The organism is Pseudomonas sp. UM16 (genome assembly GCF_050312595.1).
Lineage (GTDB): Bacteria > Pseudomonadota > Gammaproteobacteria > Pseudomonadales > Pseudomonadaceae > Aquipseudomonas.
On the sequence record NZ_JBNPJT010000019.1, the window covers coordinates 46285 to 64167 of the forward strand.

The following is a 17883-nucleotide window of genomic DNA, read 5'->3' on the forward strand; positions in this document are numbered from 1 at the left end:
GCAGTTTAGGTCCCTTTTTGTCGCAGCGGTTCCATCGCTCGTCGACCCACTTGAGTGCCGTGCCCGAGTCGGCGCAGAATGCTCTACTCTGGGGTACTACCTCCTCTGTCTAATGAAGGAATAACGATGACCCGTCTTCGCGCCCTTTGCACTGCTGTTGCGCTGGTCTGCGCCAGCGGCCAGGTGCTTGCCGATACCGCTAGCCACAACGCCAGTGCCGAAAAATTCCTCATGATGGCGCATGCTGACAAGCTGGGCACTCCGGTCTACATGCAGGTGCAACAGATGTTTGCCCAGCGCTTTGAACAGACCAAGGCCCCAGCCTCGAAAAAAGCCGTGCTCGACACCTACCAGGCCAAGGCCAATGCCGCCCTGGACCAGGCCATTGGCTGGAACAAGCTCAAGCCGGACATGGTCAAGCTGTACACCACTACCTTCACCGAAAAAGAGCTCAAGGACCTGGTAGCCTTCTATCAGTCGCCACTGGGCAAGAAAGTCCTGGAAAAGATGCCGCAGGTTACCCAGCAGTCGGCCCAGTTGACCCAGAAGAAGCTGGAAAGCGCGGTGCCGGTGGTCAACAAGCTGCTGGCTGACATGACCAAGGAACTCGACCCGAACGCTGGCAAGGCCGCCGCGCCAGCGAAGAAGTAAACCGTGGAGCCGTCCATGTCCATGCAGCAAAAGATTGAACAAAGCCTGGCCGCGTTGGCGCCGCAGCACCTGTCGGTGCTCGACGAAAGCCATATGCACAGCCGTGGGCAAGAAACCCACTACAAGGCAGTGCTGGTCAGCGAGCAGTTTGCTGGCCTGAACAGCGTCAAGCGCCACCAGAAGGTCTACGCCACCTTGGGTGAACTGATGGGGCAGGTGCATGCCCTGGCCCTGCACACCTACACCCCCGAGGAGTGGCAGAAGGTTGGCGCCGCACCCGCATCACCCACCTGTGCAGGTGGTAGCAAACACTGATTTCATCGTCAGGTTTTTGCTAGAATGTGCAACGCGCCGCTCGTCGGCGCGTTTTTTTTGCCATCCGGTCCGCCCTTTGCGAGGGTGACCACCTGGAGATTGACTGCATGACCCAAGCTATCGTCGTGGCGGCGCTGTACAAGTTCGTCACCCTGAAAGATTACGTCGAGTTGCGCGAACCGCTGCTCGAAAGCATGACCGCCAACGGCATCAAGGGCACCCTGTTGCTGGCCGAAGAAGGCATCAACGGCACCGTTTCCGGTACCCGTGAAGGGATCGACGGCCTACTGGCCTGGCTGCGCAGCGATGAGCGCCTGGTGGACATCGACCACAAAGAATCCTACTGCGACGAACAGCCGTTCTACCGCACCAAGGTCAAGCTCAAGAAAGAGATCGTCACCCTGGGCGTCGAGGGCGTGGACCCGAACTACAAGGTCGGCACCTACGTCGAGCCCAAGGACTGGAACGCGCTGATCAGCGACCCGGAAGTCCTGTTGATCGACACCCGTAACGATTACGAAGTGTCCATCGGCACCTTTGAAGGCGCGATCGACCCGAAAACCACCACCTTCCGCGAGTTCCCTGAGTACATCAAGGCCAACTTCGATCCCTCGCGGCACAAGAAGGTGGCGATGTTCTGCACCGGTGGCATCCGCTGCGAAAAAGCCTCCAGCTACATGCTCGGTGAAGGTTACGAAGAGGTCTATCATCTTAAAGGCGGGATCCTGAAATACCTCGAAGAGGTGCCGCAGGACGAAAGCCGCTGGCAGGGCGATTGCTTCGTGTTCGACAACCGGGTCACCGTGCGTCACGACCTCAGCGAAGGCGACTACGACCAGTGCCATGCTTGCCGTACCCCGATCAGCGTGGAAGACCGTGCGTCCGAGCATTATTCGCCAGGTATCAGTTGCCCGCATTGCTGGGACAGCCTGAGCGAAAAGACCCGACGCAGCGCCATTGACCGGCAGAAGCAGATCGAATTGGCCAAGGCCCGCAACATGCCGCACCCGATCGGTCACAACTACCGCAAAGCTGCTGAGGCCTGATTGATGTCTGCACGCTTGCTCTATGTGATGGATCCGATGTGTTCCTGGTGCTGGGGGTTTGCGCCGGTGGCCCAGGCCCTGATCGCCCAGGCGCGTGCCGCCGGGATCGACACCCAGTTGGTGCCGGGCGGCTTGCGTACCGGTAGCAGCGCCCTGGACGCATCGACCCGCGGTTACATCCTTGAGCACTGGCAGGCAGTCAATCAAGCTACCGGTCAGCCCTTCACTCTGGAAGGGGCGATGCCGGACGGTTTTGTCTACGACACAGAACCTGCCTGCCGCGCGCTGGTGGCCGCCCGTGGTCTGGACCCGCAGCGCACCTGGGCATTGCTCGCGGCGATCCAGCAAGCGTTTTATCAGGGTGGCGAAGACGTCACCCTAGCGCCAAAACTGGTGGCGCTGGCTGAGCAGGTGGGTTTTGAGCGTGCTGCCTTTGCCGAGTGTTTCACCAGTGCCGACGTGCGTTCGGCCACAGCTGCAGATTTCACCTGGGTACAGGACCTGGGCATCGCTGGTTTCCCCACCTTGCTGGCCGAACGTAACGGCCAGCTGGCGTTGCTGACCAATGGCTATCAGCCGCTCGAGGTGTTGAGCCCGTTGCTTGGCCGCTGGCTACAGCAGGCCGTTTGTGCTTGACCTGCCAGGCTCACCCGACCCTGTGCCGGGGCCAGCACCCACTGTTGCCGATCGCTTGAGCTGGGCAGAAATCCGTCGCCTGGCCCTGCATCATCGCAAAGCCCTGTGGGTCGCCAATGGCATCGCCGTACTGGCGGCGCTGTGCAGCGTGCCGATTCCCTTGCTGCTGCCGTTGCTGGTCGATGAAGTCCTGCTTGGCCACGGCGATGCCGCGCTCAAGTGGATGAATCAGTTCCTGCCGGACAGTTGGCAGGTGGCGGCCGGTTATATCGGCTTGATGTTGGTGCTGACCTTGTGTCTGCGTTGCGCCGCACTGGCCTTCAACGTGATACAGGCCAAGCTGTTCGCCGGTCTGGCCAAAGATATTGTTTATCGCCTGCGTATCCGCCTGATCGAGCGACTCAAGCGTATCTCCTTGAAAGAGTACGAAAGCCTGGGCAGCGGCACGGTGACCACCCATCTGGTTACCGACCTGGACACCCTGGATAAATTCGTCGGCGAAACCCTTAGCCGTTTCTTGGTGGCCATGCTGACCCTGACCGGCACTGCGGCGATCCTGATGTGGATGCACTGGAAGCTGGCATTGCTGATCCTGCTCTTCAACCCCTTGGTGATCTTTGCCACGGTGCAGTTGGGCAAGCGGGTAAAGCACCTGAAAAAGCTTGAGAACGACAGCACCTCACGTTTCACCCAAGCACTGACCGAAACCCTCGATGCCATTCAGGAAATCCGTGCCAGCAACCGCCAGGGCTATTTCCTTGGGCGTCTGGGACTGCGGGCTCAAGAGGTCCGCAATTACGCCGTGGCGTCGCAATGGAAGAGTGATGCCAGTGGACGCGCCAGTGGTCTGCTGTTCCAGTTCGGTATTGATATTTTCCGCGCAGCGGCGATGCTCACGGTCTTGTTCTCCGACCTGTCGATCGGGCAGATGCTCGCGGTGTTCAGCTACCTGTGGTTCATGATTGGCCCGGTTGAGCAACTGCTCAACCTGCAATACGCCTACTACGCTGCCGGCGGCGCCTTGAGTCGGCTCAACGAGCTGCTGGCGCGCGCCGATGAGCCGCAGTACCCCGGTGGTGTCGATCCGTTCAAGGGCCGTGACACGGTCGGCATCGAAGTGCAGGGATTGCGCTTTGCCTACGGTGAAGAGCCGGTGCTTGACCAGTTGAACCTGTCCATCGCCCCTGGCGAAAAGGTCGCGATCGTCGGTGCCAGTGGCGGCGGCAAGAGCACCCTGGTGCAGCTGCTGCTTGGGCTCTACAGCGCCCAGGCCGGCACGATCCGTTTCGGCGGCTCGACCTTGCAGGACATCGGCCTGGAGACCTTGCGCGAACATGTCGCGGTGGTGCTGCAGCATCCGTCGCTGTTCAACGACACGGTGCGCGCCAACCTGACCATGGGCCGCGACTGCAGCGACGACGCCTGCTGGCAGGCGCTGGGTATCGCTCAGCTCGACACCACCATTGCCGCCTTGCCGCATGGCCTGGACACCGTGGTCGGGCGTTCGGGTGTGCGCTTGTCGGGCGGGCAGCGTCAGCGCCTGGCGATTGCGCGGATGGTACTGGCCGAGCCCAAGGTGGTGATTCTCGACGAAGCCACCTCGGCGCTGGATGCGGCCACCGAGTACAACCTGCATCAGGCGTTGACCCGCTTCCTCAGCGCGCGGACCACCTTGATCATTGCCCACCGCTTGTCCGCCGTGAAGCAGGCCGACCGCGTATTGGTCTTCGATGGTGGGCACGTCGCCGAAGATGGCGATCACCAACAACTGATCGCCGATGGCGGTTTGTACGCCAAGTTGTACGGGCATTTGCAACAGAGTTGAGGCAAAAATAGCGGTAATAGAGAAAAGCTCTCCAGAAGTGGGGGCAAATAGCCTAGGCTGTGCGTTTATAAGATAGAGATTTATCCGGCTCTGTGTGCAAGGGACCTCATGAAGCGAACACGGATTCTCGAAGCACCGAACTTGTTGGGCATCATTTGGCCCTTTGTTGCGGTAGTAGTGTTTCAGGCATTGCTTGGGGGCATCAGCCTGTACGCCTTGTCGGCGGTGCGTGGTTACGTGGCGGGGGAGAGCCTCTGGTCCAAGGGACAGAAGGACGCGATCTACTACCTCAACCTGTATGCCGATAGCCGTGACGAGGCCAATTTTCACAAGTACCAAAAGGCCTTTGCCGTGCCACAGGGCGGCCATGACCTGCGGGTTGCCCTGGATATGCCGAACCCCGATCTGGAAGCGGCGCGACGGGGCATTCTTCAAGGCGGCAATCATCCTGACGACATCTCCAGCGTTATCTGGCTGTACCTGAACTTTCGCCAGGTCAGTTACCTGGAAAAAGCCATCGAGTTGTGGGCGGTGGGTGACGGTTTTCTCAGCCAGTTGCACGAAGTTGCCTTGCAGATGCACCAGGGCTTTCTATCAGGGACGGCGAGTGCCGATGATGTCGCCGCCTGGAAGGCGCGCATTGCCACCATCAACGACGGTGTAACGCCTGCCGCGCGCGCGTTCAGTGATGCCTTGGGCGAAGGCTCGCGGATGCTGTTGCGGATTTTGCTGGTGACTAACTTGGCCACGGCACTGTTTCTGATCGCCCTGGCCTGGATGCGTTCAAGCAAGTTGCTGGCCCAGCGTCAGGCCTTTGCCAACGCCTTGCAGGTGGAAAAAGAGCGCGCGCAAATCACCCTCGAATCGATTGGCGACGGGGTGATCACCACCGACGTCGAAGGCTGTATTGCCTACATGAACCCGGCCGCTGAGCAGCTCACCCACTGGCACGCCGCTCAGGCCCATGGCCTGCCATTGGCGGCGTTGTTCAGCCTGTTGGACGAGAATGCCGAGAAAGACAGCCTGACCCTGGTTGAGCGCATCCTCAGTGGTGGCCTCAAGGGCGGCAGTGAACACACCAAGCTGATTCAGCGCCTGGATGGCAGTACCGTCTCGGTGACGCTGGTGGGCGCGCCGATCATGGCTGATGGACAGATCAGCGGTATCGTCCTGGTGCTGCATGACATGACCCAGGAGCGCCAATACATCGCCAACCTGTCCTGGCAGGCGACCCATGATGCGCTGACGGGCCTGGCCAACCGCCGTGAGTTCGAGTATCGCCTCGAGCAAGCGCTCAATGGCCTGACGCGCAAGTCGGCGCGGCATGCCTTGATGTTTCTCGACCTCGACCAATTCAAGCTGGTCAACGATACCTGCGGCCATGCGGCCGGCGATGAGCTGTTACGGCACATTTGTGCCGTGCTCCAGGCAGGCCTGCGCGAGGGGGACACCCTGGCGCGCCTGGGCGGCGATGAATTCGGGATCCTCCTCGAGAATTGCCCGCAAGAGCAGGCAGAGCGCATCGCCGAAAGTTTGCGCCAGGCGGTGCAGAGTCTGCATTTTGTCTGGAAGGGCCGTCCGTTCATGACCACGGTGAGCCTGGGGCTGGTGCATATTGCGCAAGCGCCGACCACGCTCGAGGCTTCCCTACGGGCGGCGGACATGGCGTGCTACATGGCCAAGGAGAAAGGCCGTAACCGTGTGCAGGTCTACCATGCCGACGATAGCGAGTTGTCCATGCGCTTTGGGGAAATGGCCTGGATTCAGCGTTTGCATGTGGCCCTTGAAGAAAACCGCTTCTGCCTATATGCCCAGGAAATCGCTGCCCTTGGGCCAGATGAGGGGGCCGGGCATATTGAGATCCTCCTGCGTCTGCAAGATGAAAGCGGGCGCATCATTCTCCCCGACAGCTTCATTCCTGCCGCGGAACGCTATGGTTTGATGACCGCCCTTGATCGTTGGGTGGTACGCAGCGTCTTCACCGTCATTCGTCAGTGCCTGGACGAACGGCGCTCAGGCCCCCTGGCCATGTGCGCGATCAACCTGTCTGGCAGTAGCATTGGTGATGATAAGTTCCTTGAGTACCTGCGGCGCTTGTTTGGTGAATATGCCATCCCGCCGCAAATGATTTGCTTCGAGATCACCGAAACCAGCGCTATCGCCAACCTGGGCAGCGCCATACGCTTTATCAACGAACTCAAAGGCCTGGGCTGCCGGTTCTCCCTGGATGACTTCTGTGCCGGGATGTCGTCGTTCGCGTATTTGAAGCATTTGCCGGTAGACTTCCTGAAAATCGACGGAAGTTTTGTCAAAGACATGCTCGACGACCCGGTCAATCGCGCGATGGTCGAAGTCATCAACCATATTGGTCATGTCATGGGCAAGCGTACCATTGCCGAGTTCGTCGAAACGCCGTTGATCGAGCAGGCCCTGCAGGAAATCGGCGTCGATTACGCTCAGGGCTACCTGATCGAGCGACCGCAGGCGTTTACCTGCGACAGTCTGCAACGCCAACGGATTACCGCAAGGCCCTTGTTGTTCAAGGCACCAGGGACCTTTCGCTGAAGATCCGCACGATAATCACAAGGAACAAGGAGCTGACAGTGATTGACGCGTTTATCCGCACCGGTCCATTGATGGACCCCACCAGTTACCCGCTTTGGGCCCAGCAACTGATCAAGGATTGCCATGAGAGCAAGCGCCGGGTCGTCGAGCACGAACTCTATCAACGCATGCGTGACGGCCGGCTCAGTGGCCGGACCATGCGCCAGTACCTGATTGGTGGCTGGCCGGTGGTCGAGCAGTTCTCCCTGTACATGGCCAAGAACCTGACCAAGACCCGCTACGCACGTCATCCCGGCGAAGACATGGCGCGTCGCTGGCTGATGCGCAACATTCGCGTCGAACTCAATCATGCCGACTACTGGTTGTATTGGAGCCAGGCCCATGGTGTGAGCCTGGAAGACCTGCAAGCCCAGGAGGTGCCCACCGAGCTCAATGCCCTGAGTGATTGGTGCTGGCATACCTGCGCGGCTGACGCTCTGGTGATTGCCGTAGCGGCGACCAACTATGCGATCGAAGGGGCAACCGGCGAATGGTCGGCGGTGGTCTGCTCGACCGGTGTGTATGCCCAGGGCTTCCCCGAAGAGGGCCGCAAGCGCGCCATGAAGTGGCTGAAGATGCATGCCCAGTATGACGATGCCCACCCGTGGGAAGCACTGGAAATCGTCTGCACCCTGGCCGGCAATAACCCCAGCCAGGCGTTGCAGACTGAACTGCGTCGGGCGATCTGCAAGAGTTACGACTACATGTTCCTGTTCCTTGAGCGCTGCATGCAGCTGGAACAGCACCAGTCCGCCCGTGTCCAGGCGGAACTGGTCGAAGGCTGAACTTACTGGGCGTTGAACGCCTGGCCGTTGACGCCAGTGCTGTCCGGGCCCATCAAGTACAGGTAAACCGGCATGATCTGCTCAGGCAGCGGGTTGTTTTCCGGGTTCTCGCCCGGATAGGCCTGGGCGCGCATGCTGGTGCGGGTGGCCCCGGGGTTGATGCTGTTGGCGCGCACCGGAGCCACGCCTTCCAGTTCGTCGGCGAGGGTCTGCATCAGACCTTCGGTGGCGAACTTCGACACGCCATAGGCGCCCCAGTAAGCCCGGCCTTTGCGTCCGACGCTGCTGGAGGTGAAGATCACCGAGGCATCTTGCGACAGCTTGAGCAGCGGCAGCAGGGTGCTGGTGAGCATGAACATGGCATTGACGTTGATCTGCATGACGCGCATGAAGTTGTCGCCGGACAGTTGCTCCAGCGGCGTGCGCGGGCCAATGATCGAGGCGTTGTGCAGCAGGCCGTCGATATGGCCGATTTCGCTTTCGATCATCGCCGCCAGCTCGTCGTACTGGTGCGGCAGCGCGGTTTCCAGGTTGAACGGAATCACGGCGGGCTTGGGATAGCCGGCGGCTTCGATCTCGTCATAGACCTGGCTCAGGTTGCCTTCGGTCTTGCCCAGTAGCAGTACGGTGGCGCCATGGGCCGCGTAGGCCTTGGCAGCGGCTGCGCCGATTCCGCGACCGGCGCCGGTGACCATGATGGTCCGGCCTTTGAGCAGGTCGGGGCGGGCGGAGTAATCGAACATGGAGTTACCTCTAAATGGGTGATGACGTCATCACTGACTAGCCAGCTCCTGTAGGAGCCGGCCTTGCCGGCGATGCAAGGCAAAGCCTTGCCGATACAAGATTCAGCAGCCGCAAAGCGCGCTATCAAGCACCTTGCGCAGCTCCAGCGGATGATCGACGACCACATCCGCACCCCAGTTGTTGGGGTTGTCATCGGGATGAATATAGCCGTAGCGCACCGCTGCGGTGCGGGTGCCGGCATCACGGCCCGACTCGATGTCGCGCAGGTCATCACCGACGAACAGCACGCTGGCAGGGTCGAGGTTCAAGGTTTTGCAGGCAAGGATCAGCGGTTCGGGGTCCGGCTTGCTGTTCTTCACGTGATCCGGGCAGATCAGCAAGGCTGAGCGCTCGGCCAGGCCCAACTGCTGCATGATCGGCTCGGCGAAGCGCACCGGTTTGTTGGTGACCACGCCCCACAGCAGGTTGCCTTTCTCGATATCGTCCAGCAGTTCGGCCATGCCGTCGTACAGCTTGCTGTGCACTGCGCAGCCCTGTTGATAACGCTCAAGGAACTCCAGGCGCAGGGCCTCGAACGACGGATCTTCAGGGTCGAGATTGAAGGTCACCGAAACCATGGCCTTGGCGCCACCGGAAACCACGTCGCGGATCTTTTGATCATCGATCGCTGGCAGGCCGCGCTCGGCGAGCATCGCCTGGCAGATGGCAATGAAGTCCGGCGCCGTGTCGAGCAGGGTGCCGTCCATGTCGAAAAGTACTGCTCTCAGGCGCATGCTCATTCCTCGCGCAGGGTCTGGATCATGTAGTTGACGTCAACGTCGTTGGCCAGCTTGTAGTGCTTGGTCAGCGGGTTGTAGGTCAGGCCGATGATGTCTTTGACGTTCAGGCCGGCCTCGCGGCTCCAGGCGCCGAGCTCGGAAGGGCGGATGAATTTCTTGAAGTCATGGGTGCCGCGCGGCAGCAGCTTCATGATGTATTCGGCGCCGATGATCGCGAACAGGTAGGCCTTGGGGTTACGGTTGATGGTCGAGAAGAACACCTGGCCGCCGGGCTTGACCATGCGGTAGCAAGCACGGATCACCGACGACGGATCTGGTACGTGCTCGAGCATTTCCAGGCAGGTCACCACATCGAACTGCTCGGGCATTTCTTCGGCCAGGGCTTCGGCGGTGGTTTGCCGGTACTCGACTTCTACGCCGGATTCGAGCTGATGCAACTGAGCCACGGCCAGCGGCGCTTCGCCCATGTCGATGCCCATAACGGTGGCGCCGCGCTGGGCCATGGCTTCGCTGAGGATACCGCCGCCGCAACCAACATCGAGGACCTTCTTGCCGGCCAGCTTGACCCGCTCATCGATCCAGTTGACCCGCAGCGGGTTGATGTCGTGCAGCGGTTTGAATTCGCTCTCGCGGTCCCACCAGCGGTGGGCCAAGGCTTCAAACTTGGCGATTTCGGCGTGGTCGACGTTGCTCATGGAACGGTCCTCTGAAACTTTGATTAAAGGTGTTACAGGTCGGCAGCCGCAGCTGCCAGCCGGTTATTCGTGGTGCTCGCTGATCCGCTGGCCCCAGGTGCAGGCAGCGGCATGCAGTGCCTGCTCGTCCATGCGGGTCAGGCGGCGCTCATCGAGCAGTTGCTTGCCAGCGACCCAGACGTGCTTCACACAGTCACGGCCGCTGGTGTAAATTAGTTGTGAAACCGGCTCATAGATCGGTTGTTGAGCCAGGCCTGACAGGTCGAAGGCGACCAGGTCAGCTGCTTTGCCCACTTCCAGCGAGCCGGTCAGCGCCTCCAGGCCCAGCGCCCGGGCGCCGTTGAGGGTCGCCATGCGCAGGGCTCGGTGGGCATCGAGGGCGGCTGCCGAACCGGCCACGGCCTTGGCCAGTAGTGCAGCAGTACGGGTCTCGCCGAGCAGGTCGAGGTCGTTGTTGCTGGCCGCGCCATCGGTCCCTACCGCGACATTGACACCCGCCTGCCACAGGCGTTCGACCGGGCAGAAACCACTGGCCAGCTTAAGGTTGGACTCCGGGCAATGCACCACGCTGGTGTTGCTTTCTACCAGTAAGGCCAGGTCATCGTCGCTGACCTGGGTCATGTGCACCGCCTGCAGGCGTGGGCCAAGCAACCCCAAGCGGGCCAGGCGGGCCAACGGTCGCTCGCCACGGGTGCTCAGCGATTGCTCGACTTCGAAGGCGGTTTCATGGATGTGCATGTGAATAGGTGCGTCGAGTTCTTCGGCAATCACCCGGATCTTCTCGAGGTTTTCGTCGCTCACCGTGTACGGCGCATGTGGGCCCATGGCCACGGTAATGCGCGGGTGATGGCGCAGGTCACCAAAGAGTTCGACCGCCAGGTGCAGGCCTTCTTCAGTACTGCGGGCCCCGGGAATCGGGAAATCCAGCAACGGCACGGCGATTTGCGCACGAATGCCGCTGTTGTGCACCCGCTCGCTGGCGATTTTGGGGAAGAAGTACATGTCGGCAAAACAGGTGATGCCGCCTTTGATCTGCTCGGCGATGGCCAGATCGGTGCCGTCGCGGACGAAATCCTCGTCGACCCAGCGACCTTCGGCCGGCCAGATGTGCTCTTCGAGCCAGGTCATCAGTGGCAGATCATCGGCCAGGCCACGGAACAGACTCATGGCGGCATGGCCGTGGGCGTTGATCAAGCCCGGGCTGAGCAGGCAGCCGGGCAGCTCGCGGGTTTCCTCAGCGGCATAACGTTCAGCCTCGGCACGCGGGCCGATAAAGACAATCTGCCCGTCACGAATGCCCAGGCCATGATCCTTCAATACCACCCCGGCAGGTTCGACAGGCACCAGCCAGCTAGGCAGGAGCAGCAAGTCGAGCGGCGTAGCGGCTTTGGGCATGGCAGGTTTTCCCTGGGGTACTTGGGCTGAGGGCGAAGTATACCCGAGCGTCCGCGCCTGGGGCTCGCTATAATCGTGCGCTTTTGATGTCCGAATGACGGGGTGAGGCATGCGCGATCGACTACTGGCAGCAGAGAAGGTGAACGCCATCGATTGGCGCGATGGCGTCCTGTATCTGCTCGATCAGCGTGTCCTGCCGTTCGAGCAGACCTGGCAGGCCTGCACCGATGCCGCCGAGGTGGCTCAGGCCATTGCCTCGATGACCGTGCGCGGTGCGCCGGCGATTGGCATCAGTGCGGCGTATGGCCTGGCCATGGCCGTGCGTCAGCGCCTGGCCGAAGGCGATGACTGGGAGATGGCCCTGGAAGAGGATTTCGAGCTGCTGCTGCACACGCGCCCCACCGGCGCCAATCTGTTCTGGGCGCTGAACCGCATGCGTGAGCGATTGCTGCGGATCAAGCAGGGCGATGACGTGGCGGCAATCATGGAGGCCGAAGCCGTTGCCATCCATGACAGTGACCGCGAAGCCAACCTGACCATGGCCCAGTTCGGTGTCGAGCTGATTCGCAAGCATCAGGGCAGTGAGCAGGCCTTGCTCACCCACGGCAACACCGGGGCTCTGGCCACCGGTGGTTTCGGTACCGCACTTGGGGTGATTCGTGCCGCCTATATGGAAGGCATGGTCGAGCAGGTCTACGTCGACGAAACTCGGCCCCGGCTGCAGGGATCACGGCTGACCGCCTGGGAGCTGGCCAATGAAGGCATCCCGTTGACCGTGACCGCTGATGCCGCGGCCGCCCACCTGATGAAGACCAAGGGCCTTACCTGGGTCATTGTTGGGGCTGACCGGGTCACCGCCAATGGCGACGTGGCGAGCAAGATTGGCACCTACCAACTGGCCGTGAATGCCATGCACCACGGGGTGCGTTTCATGGTTGTGGCGTCGAGCTCGAGCATTGACATGAACCTGGAAAGCGGCGAAGACATCCTCCTTGAAGAGCGCAGCGCCAGCGAGCTTTTGTCGCTCGGCGGTACGCCGGTGGGGGCTGATGTCGAGGCCTTCAATCCGAGCTTTGACGTGACGCCGGCCGATTTGATCGATGTGATCGTCACCGAGAAGGGTATCGTCGAGCGTCCCGATACCGTAAAGATGGCACAACTGATGTGTCGCAAGCGTTTGCATTGAGGGTTTATCCCCGCTTGCGGCCTGATCGGGCGGCTAACGGCCGTTACTGACGAGCAGTAGGGTAGTAGTGCCGCAGCCTACTCCCACCGTCTGCGCGATTGTGGTAACATCCGACGGTTTCCAAGGTAGCCCGATGGGGCTGTCTTTACTGCGCAGATCCATGGCTTAACTCGTTGATTTGTCGTAAGTCGCTGCAAGGAGTCACTTTGCAGCGGCGAGCTTCGTTCGTCCCATATGGATGTGACGAGGTTTCACCAGAAAAAGGAATCAGGCTTCTCATGGGCGAACTGGCCAAAGAAATCCTCCCGGTCAATATCGAAGACGAACTGAGACAGTCCTACCTCGACTACGCGATGAGCGTCATTGTCGGGCGTGCACTGCCCGATGCGCGTGATGGCTTGAAGCCCGTGCATCGCCGCGTTCTCTATGCGATGAGCGAACTGGGTAACGACTGGAACAAACCGTACAAGAAATCCGCCCGTGTGGTCGGTGACGTAATCGGTAAGTACCACCCTCATGGTGATACGGCCGTTTACGACACCATCGTACGTATGGCTCAACCGTTCTCGCTGCGTTACCTGCTGGTCGACGGCCAGGGTAACTTCGGTTCGGTGGACGGCGACAATGCCGCGGCCATGCGATACACCGAAGTGCGCATGACCAAGCTGGCCCATGAGCTGCTGGCGGACCTGCACAAGGAAACCGTCGACTGGGTGCCCAACTACGACGGCACCGAGCAGATCCCGGCGGTCATGCCGACCAAGATCCCCAACCTGCTGGTCAACGGTTCCAGCGGTATCGCCGTGGGCATGGCGACCAACATTCCGCCACACAACCTCGGTGAAGTCATCGACGGTTGCCTGGCGCTGATCGACAACGCCGACATCAGCATCGATGAACTGATGCAGTTCATCCCGGGCCCGGATTTCCCGACCGCCGCCATCATCAATGGCCGTCAGGGCATCATCGAGGCCTACCGCACTGGCCGTGGCCGCATCTACATGCGTGCCCGCTCCACCATCGAAGACATCGATAAGGTCGGTGGCCGTCAGCAGATCGTCGTCACTGAGCTGCCGTACCAGCTGAACAAGGCGCGCTTGATCGAGAAGATCGCCGAGCTGGTCAAGGAAAAGAAACTCGAAGGTATCACCGAACTGCGCGACGAGTCCGACAAGGACGGTATGCGTATCGTCATCGAGCTGCGTCGTGGCGAAGTGCCGGAGGTGATTCTCAACAACCTCTACGCCCAGACCCAGCTGCAGGCGGTGTTCGGTATCAACATCGTCGCCCTGATCGACGGTCGCCCACGGGTCCTGAACCTCAAGGACTTGCTCGAGGCGTTCGTGCGTCACCGCCGCGAAGTGGTTACCCGCCGTACCGTGTTCGAACTGCGTAAGGCGCGCGAGCGTGGCCACATCCTTGAAGGCCAGGCGGTAGCGCTGTCCAACATCGATCCGGTCATCGCCCTGATCAAGGCCTCGCCGACCCCGTCGGAAGCCAAGGAAGCGCTGATCAGCACGCCGTGGGAATCCAGTGCTGTGCAGGTCATGGTCGAGCGCGCCGGTGCCGACTCCTGCCGTCCGGAAAATCTCGACGAGCAGTTCGGTCTGCGTGATGGCAAGTACTTCCTGTCGCCGGAACAGGCTCAGGCCATTCTGGACCTGCGCCTGCACCGCCTGACCGGTCTTGAGCACGAGAAACTGCTGGCCGAGTACCAGGAGATCCTCAAGCAGATCGGCGAACTGATCCGCATCCTCAGCAGCGCCGAGCGCCTGATGGAAGTGATCCGCGAAGAACTGGAACTGATCCGCGCTGAATACGGCGACGTGCGCCGCACCGAGATCCTCGATGCGCGTCTGGACCTGACCCTGGGCGACATGATTCCGGAAGAAGACCGGGTTGTGACCATCTCCCATGGCGGTTACGCCAAGACCCAGCCGTTGGCCGCCTACCAGGCTCAACGTCGCGGTGGTAAAGGTAAATCGGCTACTGGTGTCAAGGACGAGGACTACATCTCGCACCTGCTGGTCGCCAACAGCCACACCACGCTGTTGCTGTTCTCCAGCAAGGGCAAGGTGTACTGGCTCAAGACTTACGAAATTCCCGAAGCCTCCCGTGCTGCGCGCGGTCGACCACTGGTCAACCTGCTGCCGCTGGACGAAGGCGAGTACATCTCGACCATGTTGCCGGTCGAGGAATACACCGAAGGTCACTTCATCTTCATGGCCACCGCCAACGGTACCGTGAAGAAGACCCCGCTGGAGTCGTTCAGCCGTCAGCGTAGCGTCGGTCTGATCGCCCTGGAACTGGACGAAGGCGACGTACTGATTTCTGCGGCCATCACCGATGGCGAGCGTGAGGTCATGCTGTTCTCCGACGCTGGCAAGGTTACCCGTTTCAAAGAGTCCGACGTTCGTGCCATGGGCCGTACCGCCCGTGGTGTACGCGGCATGCGTCTGGCCGAAGGGCAGAAGCTGATCTCGATGATCATTCCGGAGGAGGGCAGCCAGATCCTTACCGCCTCCGAGCGTGGTTACGGCAAACGCACCGAAATCGGCGAGTTCCCCGAATACAAGCGTGGCGGTCAGGGCGTAATTGCCATGGTCAGCAACGAGCGTAACGGTCGTCTGGTCGGTGCGGTACAGGTGCAGGATGGCGAAGAAATCATGCTGATTTCCGACCAGGGCACCTTGGTCCGTACCCGCGTTGGCGAGGTCTCCAGCCTGGGTCGTAATACCCAGGGTGTGACCCTGATCAAGCTGGCCAGCGACGAGACCCTGGTGGGTCTGGAGCGTGTCCAGGAGCCGTCCGAAGAGGAAGGCGACGAGGACTACGAAGTCGATGCTGACGTCGTTGACGCCGATGACGCACCAGAGGCGCAGGCCGCTGGCGACGAAGAGGCGCAGCAGGAATAACCAACACAGTAGCGTAACCCTGGTGGGGTGGCCGTCGCGGTGCAAATCCAGCGCCGGCCGGCCACTTCCACGGACATCAAGAGCAGAGCGAGAGTGGATGTGAGCAAACGAGCCTTTAACTTCTGCGCAGGCCCTGCTGCGCTTCCCGACGCTGTCCTGCAGCGTGCCCAGGCCGAAATGCTGGACTGGAATGGCAAGGGCTTGTCCGTGATGGAGATGAGTCACCGTAGCGACGACTACGTGGCCATTGCCGAAAAGGCCGAACAGGACCTGCGCGACCTGTTGTCCGTTCCCGCCAATTACAAGGTGCTCTTCCTGCAGGGTGGTGCGAGTCAGCAGTTCGCTGAAATCCCGCTGAACCTGCTGCCTGAAAACGGCACCGCCGACTATATCGAAACCGGTATCTGGTCGAAGAAAGCCATCGAAGAAGCCCGTCGCTACGGCAACATCAACGTTGCTGCCAGTGCCAAAGCCTACGACTACCTGGCCATCCCTGGCCAGAATGAGTGGAGCCTGACCCCAGGTGCCGCCTACGTGCACTACGCCTCGAACGAGACCATTGGTGGTCTGGAGTTCGACTGGGTGCCGCAGACCGGTGACGTTCCGCTGGTGGTCGACATGTCTTCGGACATCCTTTCGCGTCCGATCGATGTCGCTGACTTCGGTCTGATCTATGCCGGTGCGCAGAAAAACATCGGCCCAAGTGGCCTGGTGGTGGTGATCGTGCGTGAAGACCTGCTCGGTCGCGCCCGCAGCAGTTGCCCGACCATGCTCGACTACAAGGTCGCAGCCGACAACGGCTCGATGTACAACACCCCGGCCACCTACTCCTGGTACCTCTCGGGCCTGGTCTTCGAGTGGCTCAAGGAGCAGGGCGGTGTTGCTGCCATGGAGCAGCGCAACCGCGCCAAGAAGGACCGCCTGTACGGTTTCATCGACAGCAGCGACTTCTACAGCAACCCGATCAGTGTCAACGCCCGTTCCTGGATGAACGTACCGTTCCGCCTGGCTGACGAGCGTCTGGACAAGGCGTTCCTCGCCGGTGCTGATGTGCGTGGCCTGCTCAACCTCAAAGGCCACCGTTCGGTGGGCGGCATGCGTGCTTCGATCTACAACGCTCTGGGTCTGGATGCGGTAGAAGCGCTGGTGACCTACATGGCTGAATTCGAGAAGGAGCACGGCTGATGTCGGAGCAGGAACTCAAGGCGCTGCGGGTGCGCATTGACAGTCTCGACGAGAAGATTCTCGAGCTGATCAGTGACCGTGCCCGCTGCGCCCAGGAAGTGGCGCGGGTGAAGATGGCGGCCTTGCCGGCCGGTGAAGAGCCGATCTTCTACCGTCCTGAGCGTGAGGCGCAGGTGCTCAAGCGCGTTATGGAGCGCAATCAAGGGCCGCTGGGCAACGAAGAGATGGCGCGGTTGTTCCGTGAAATCATGTCCTCCTGCCTGGCCCTTGAGCAGCCGCTCAAAGTTGCCTACCTCGGCCCTGAGGGTACCTTTACCCAGGCTGCGGCGATGAAGCACTTTGGTCACGCCGTGATCAGCAAGCCGATGGCGGCCATCGATGAAGTGTTCCGCGAAGTGGCGGCCGGTGCCGTCAACTTTGGCGTGGTGCCCGTGGAAAACTCCACCGAAGGTGCGGTTAACCACACCCTCGACAGCTTCCTTGAGCACGACATGGTCATCTGTGGCGAAGTCGAGCTGCGTATCCACCACCACCTGTTGGTGGGTGAGAACACCAAGACCGACAGCATCAGCCGCATTTACTCGCACGCCCAGTCGTTGGCCCAGTGCCGCAAATGGCTTGATGCCCACTACCCGAATGTTGAGCGCGTCGCGGTGTCGAGTAACGCCGAGGCAGCCAAGCGGGTCAAGGGTGAGTGGAACTCGGCAGCGATCGCTGGCGACATGGCGGCAGGTCTCTACGGTCTGACGCGTCTGGCCGAGAAGATCGAAGACCGTCCGGACAACTCCACGCGCTTTTTGATGATCGGTAGTCAGGAAGTGCCGCCGACCGGCGACGACAAGACTTCGATCATCGTTTCCATGAGCAACAAACCGGGCGCCTTGCACGAGTTGCTGGTGCCATTCCACCAGAACGGTATCGACCTGACCCGTATCGAGACTCGTCCGTCGCGCAGTGGCAAATGGACCTACGTGTTCTTCATCGACTTCATGGGTCACCACCGCGATCCGCTGATCAAGGCCGTACTTGAACAGATCAGTCAGGAAGCCGTGGCTCTCAAGGTATTGGGTTCCTATCCCAAAGCTGTACTCTGACGTAATGAGTGACGTGCATACAGATTTG

15 protein-coding genes are annotated in these 17883 nt (G+C 60.7%); 11 read left to right on the top strand and 4 right to left on the bottom strand.

The window, feature by feature from the left end; all coding sequences use genetic code 11:
- Positions 1 to 126 precede the first annotated feature (126 nt).
- The 7 genes from ACQRAX_RS21115 (at position 127) to ACQRAX_RS21145 (ending at position 7862) form a co-directional block, all read left to right on the top strand.
- On the top strand, positions 127 to 651 hold the full coding sequence (locus ACQRAX_RS21115; RefSeq protein WP_412041193.1) for a DUF2059 domain-containing protein: 525 nt from the start codon (positions 127 to 129) through the stop codon (positions 649 to 651).
- Positions 652 to 666: 15 nt separating this feature from the next.
- Positions 667 to 966, top strand: a complete 300-nt coding sequence (locus ACQRAX_RS21120; protein WP_203543002.1) for a BolA family protein — start codon at positions 667 to 669, stop codon at positions 964 to 966.
- A 107-nt stretch (positions 967 to 1073) separates the two neighbouring features.
- Positions 1074 to 2012, top strand: coding sequence for a rhodanese-related sulfurtransferase (locus ACQRAX_RS21125; protein ID WP_412041192.1), 939 nt, complete (start codon positions 1074 to 1076; stop codon positions 2010 to 2012).
- A gap of 3 nt (positions 2013 to 2015) precedes the next feature.
- On the top strand, positions 2016 to 2648 hold the full coding sequence (locus tag ACQRAX_RS21130; protein WP_412041191.1) for a DsbA family protein: 633 nt from the start codon (positions 2016 to 2018) through the stop codon (positions 2646 to 2648).
- Entirely contained in the window at positions 2641 to 4473 is a 1833-nt protein-coding gene (locus ACQRAX_RS21135) for an ABC transporter ATP-binding protein (protein ID WP_412041190.1), read from the top strand. The genes ACQRAX_RS21130 and ACQRAX_RS21135 overlap by 8 nt, the downstream gene beginning before the upstream one ends.
- Positions 4474 to 4581: 108 nt before the next feature.
- Positions 4582 to 7038 carry an EAL domain-containing protein gene (locus ACQRAX_RS21140; RefSeq protein WP_412041189.1) on the top strand — a complete coding sequence of 819 codons (2457 nt, stop codon included), beginning with the start codon at positions 4582 to 4584 and terminating at the stop codon, positions 7036 to 7038.
- A 71-nt stretch (positions 7039 to 7109) separates the two neighbouring features.
- Entirely contained in the window at positions 7110 to 7862 is a 753-nt protein-coding gene (locus ACQRAX_RS21145) for a TenA family transcriptional regulator (protein WP_412041234.1), read from the top strand.
- A gap of 2 nt (positions 7863 to 7864) precedes the next feature.
- Here the strand turns inward: ACQRAX_RS21145 and ACQRAX_RS21150 are convergent, their stop codons facing one another.
- From ACQRAX_RS21150 to ACQRAX_RS21165, 4 genes are all read right to left on the bottom strand, one after another.
- Positions 7865 to 8605: a YciK family oxidoreductase gene (locus ACQRAX_RS21150; protein WP_412041188.1), complete on the bottom strand. Its 741-nt coding sequence runs from the start codon at positions 8603 to 8605 to the stop codon at positions 7865 to 7867.
- A 102-nt stretch (positions 8606 to 8707) separates the two neighbouring features.
- Positions 8708 to 9379 (bottom strand): N-acetylmuramic acid 6-phosphate phosphatase MupP, encoded by a 672-nt coding sequence (gene mupP, locus ACQRAX_RS21155; RefSeq protein ID WP_412041187.1) that lies wholly within the window; start codon positions 9377 to 9379, stop codon positions 8708 to 8710.
- Positions 9380 to 9381: 2 nt separating this feature from the next.
- Positions 9382 to 10080 (bottom strand): bifunctional 2-polyprenyl-6-hydroxyphenol methylase/3-demethylubiquinol 3-O-methyltransferase UbiG, encoded by a 699-nt coding sequence (ubiG, locus tag ACQRAX_RS21160; protein WP_045180076.1) that lies wholly within the window; start codon positions 10078 to 10080, stop codon positions 9382 to 9384.
- 63 nt (positions 10081 to 10143) lie between these two features.
- Positions 10144 to 11475, bottom strand: a complete 1332-nt coding sequence (locus ACQRAX_RS21165) for a TRZ/ATZ family hydrolase (RefSeq protein ID WP_412041186.1) — start codon at positions 11473 to 11475, stop codon at positions 10144 to 10146.
- Between the two features lie 109 nt (positions 11476 to 11584).
- Here ACQRAX_RS21165 and mtnA point away from each other — a divergent pair, with 109 nt between their 5' ends.
- The 4 genes from mtnA (at position 11585) to pheA (ending at position 17855) form a co-directional block, all read left to right on the top strand.
- Complete coding sequence (gene mtnA, locus ACQRAX_RS21170) at positions 11585 to 12661, top strand: S-methyl-5-thioribose-1-phosphate isomerase (RefSeq protein WP_412041185.1); 1077 nt, start codon at positions 11585 to 11587, stop codon at positions 12659 to 12661.
- Between the two features lie 278 nt (positions 12662 to 12939).
- A complete protein-coding gene (gyrA, locus tag ACQRAX_RS21175; protein WP_412041184.1) occupies positions 12940 to 15576 on the top strand; it encodes a DNA gyrase subunit A in 2637 nt (878 codons plus the stop codon).
- Positions 15577 to 15675: 99 nt separating this feature from the next.
- Positions 15676 to 16761 (top strand): 3-phosphoserine/phosphohydroxythreonine transaminase, encoded by a 1086-nt coding sequence (gene serC / locus ACQRAX_RS21180; protein WP_412041183.1) that lies wholly within the window; start codon positions 15676 to 15678, stop codon positions 16759 to 16761.
- On the top strand, positions 16761 to 17855 hold the full coding sequence (gene pheA, locus ACQRAX_RS21185; RefSeq protein ID WP_045180067.1) for a prephenate dehydratase: 1095 nt from the start codon (positions 16761 to 16763) through the stop codon (positions 17853 to 17855). Before serC ends, pheA begins: the two co-directional genes overlap by 1 nt.
- Positions 17856 to 17883 lie beyond the last annotated feature (28 nt).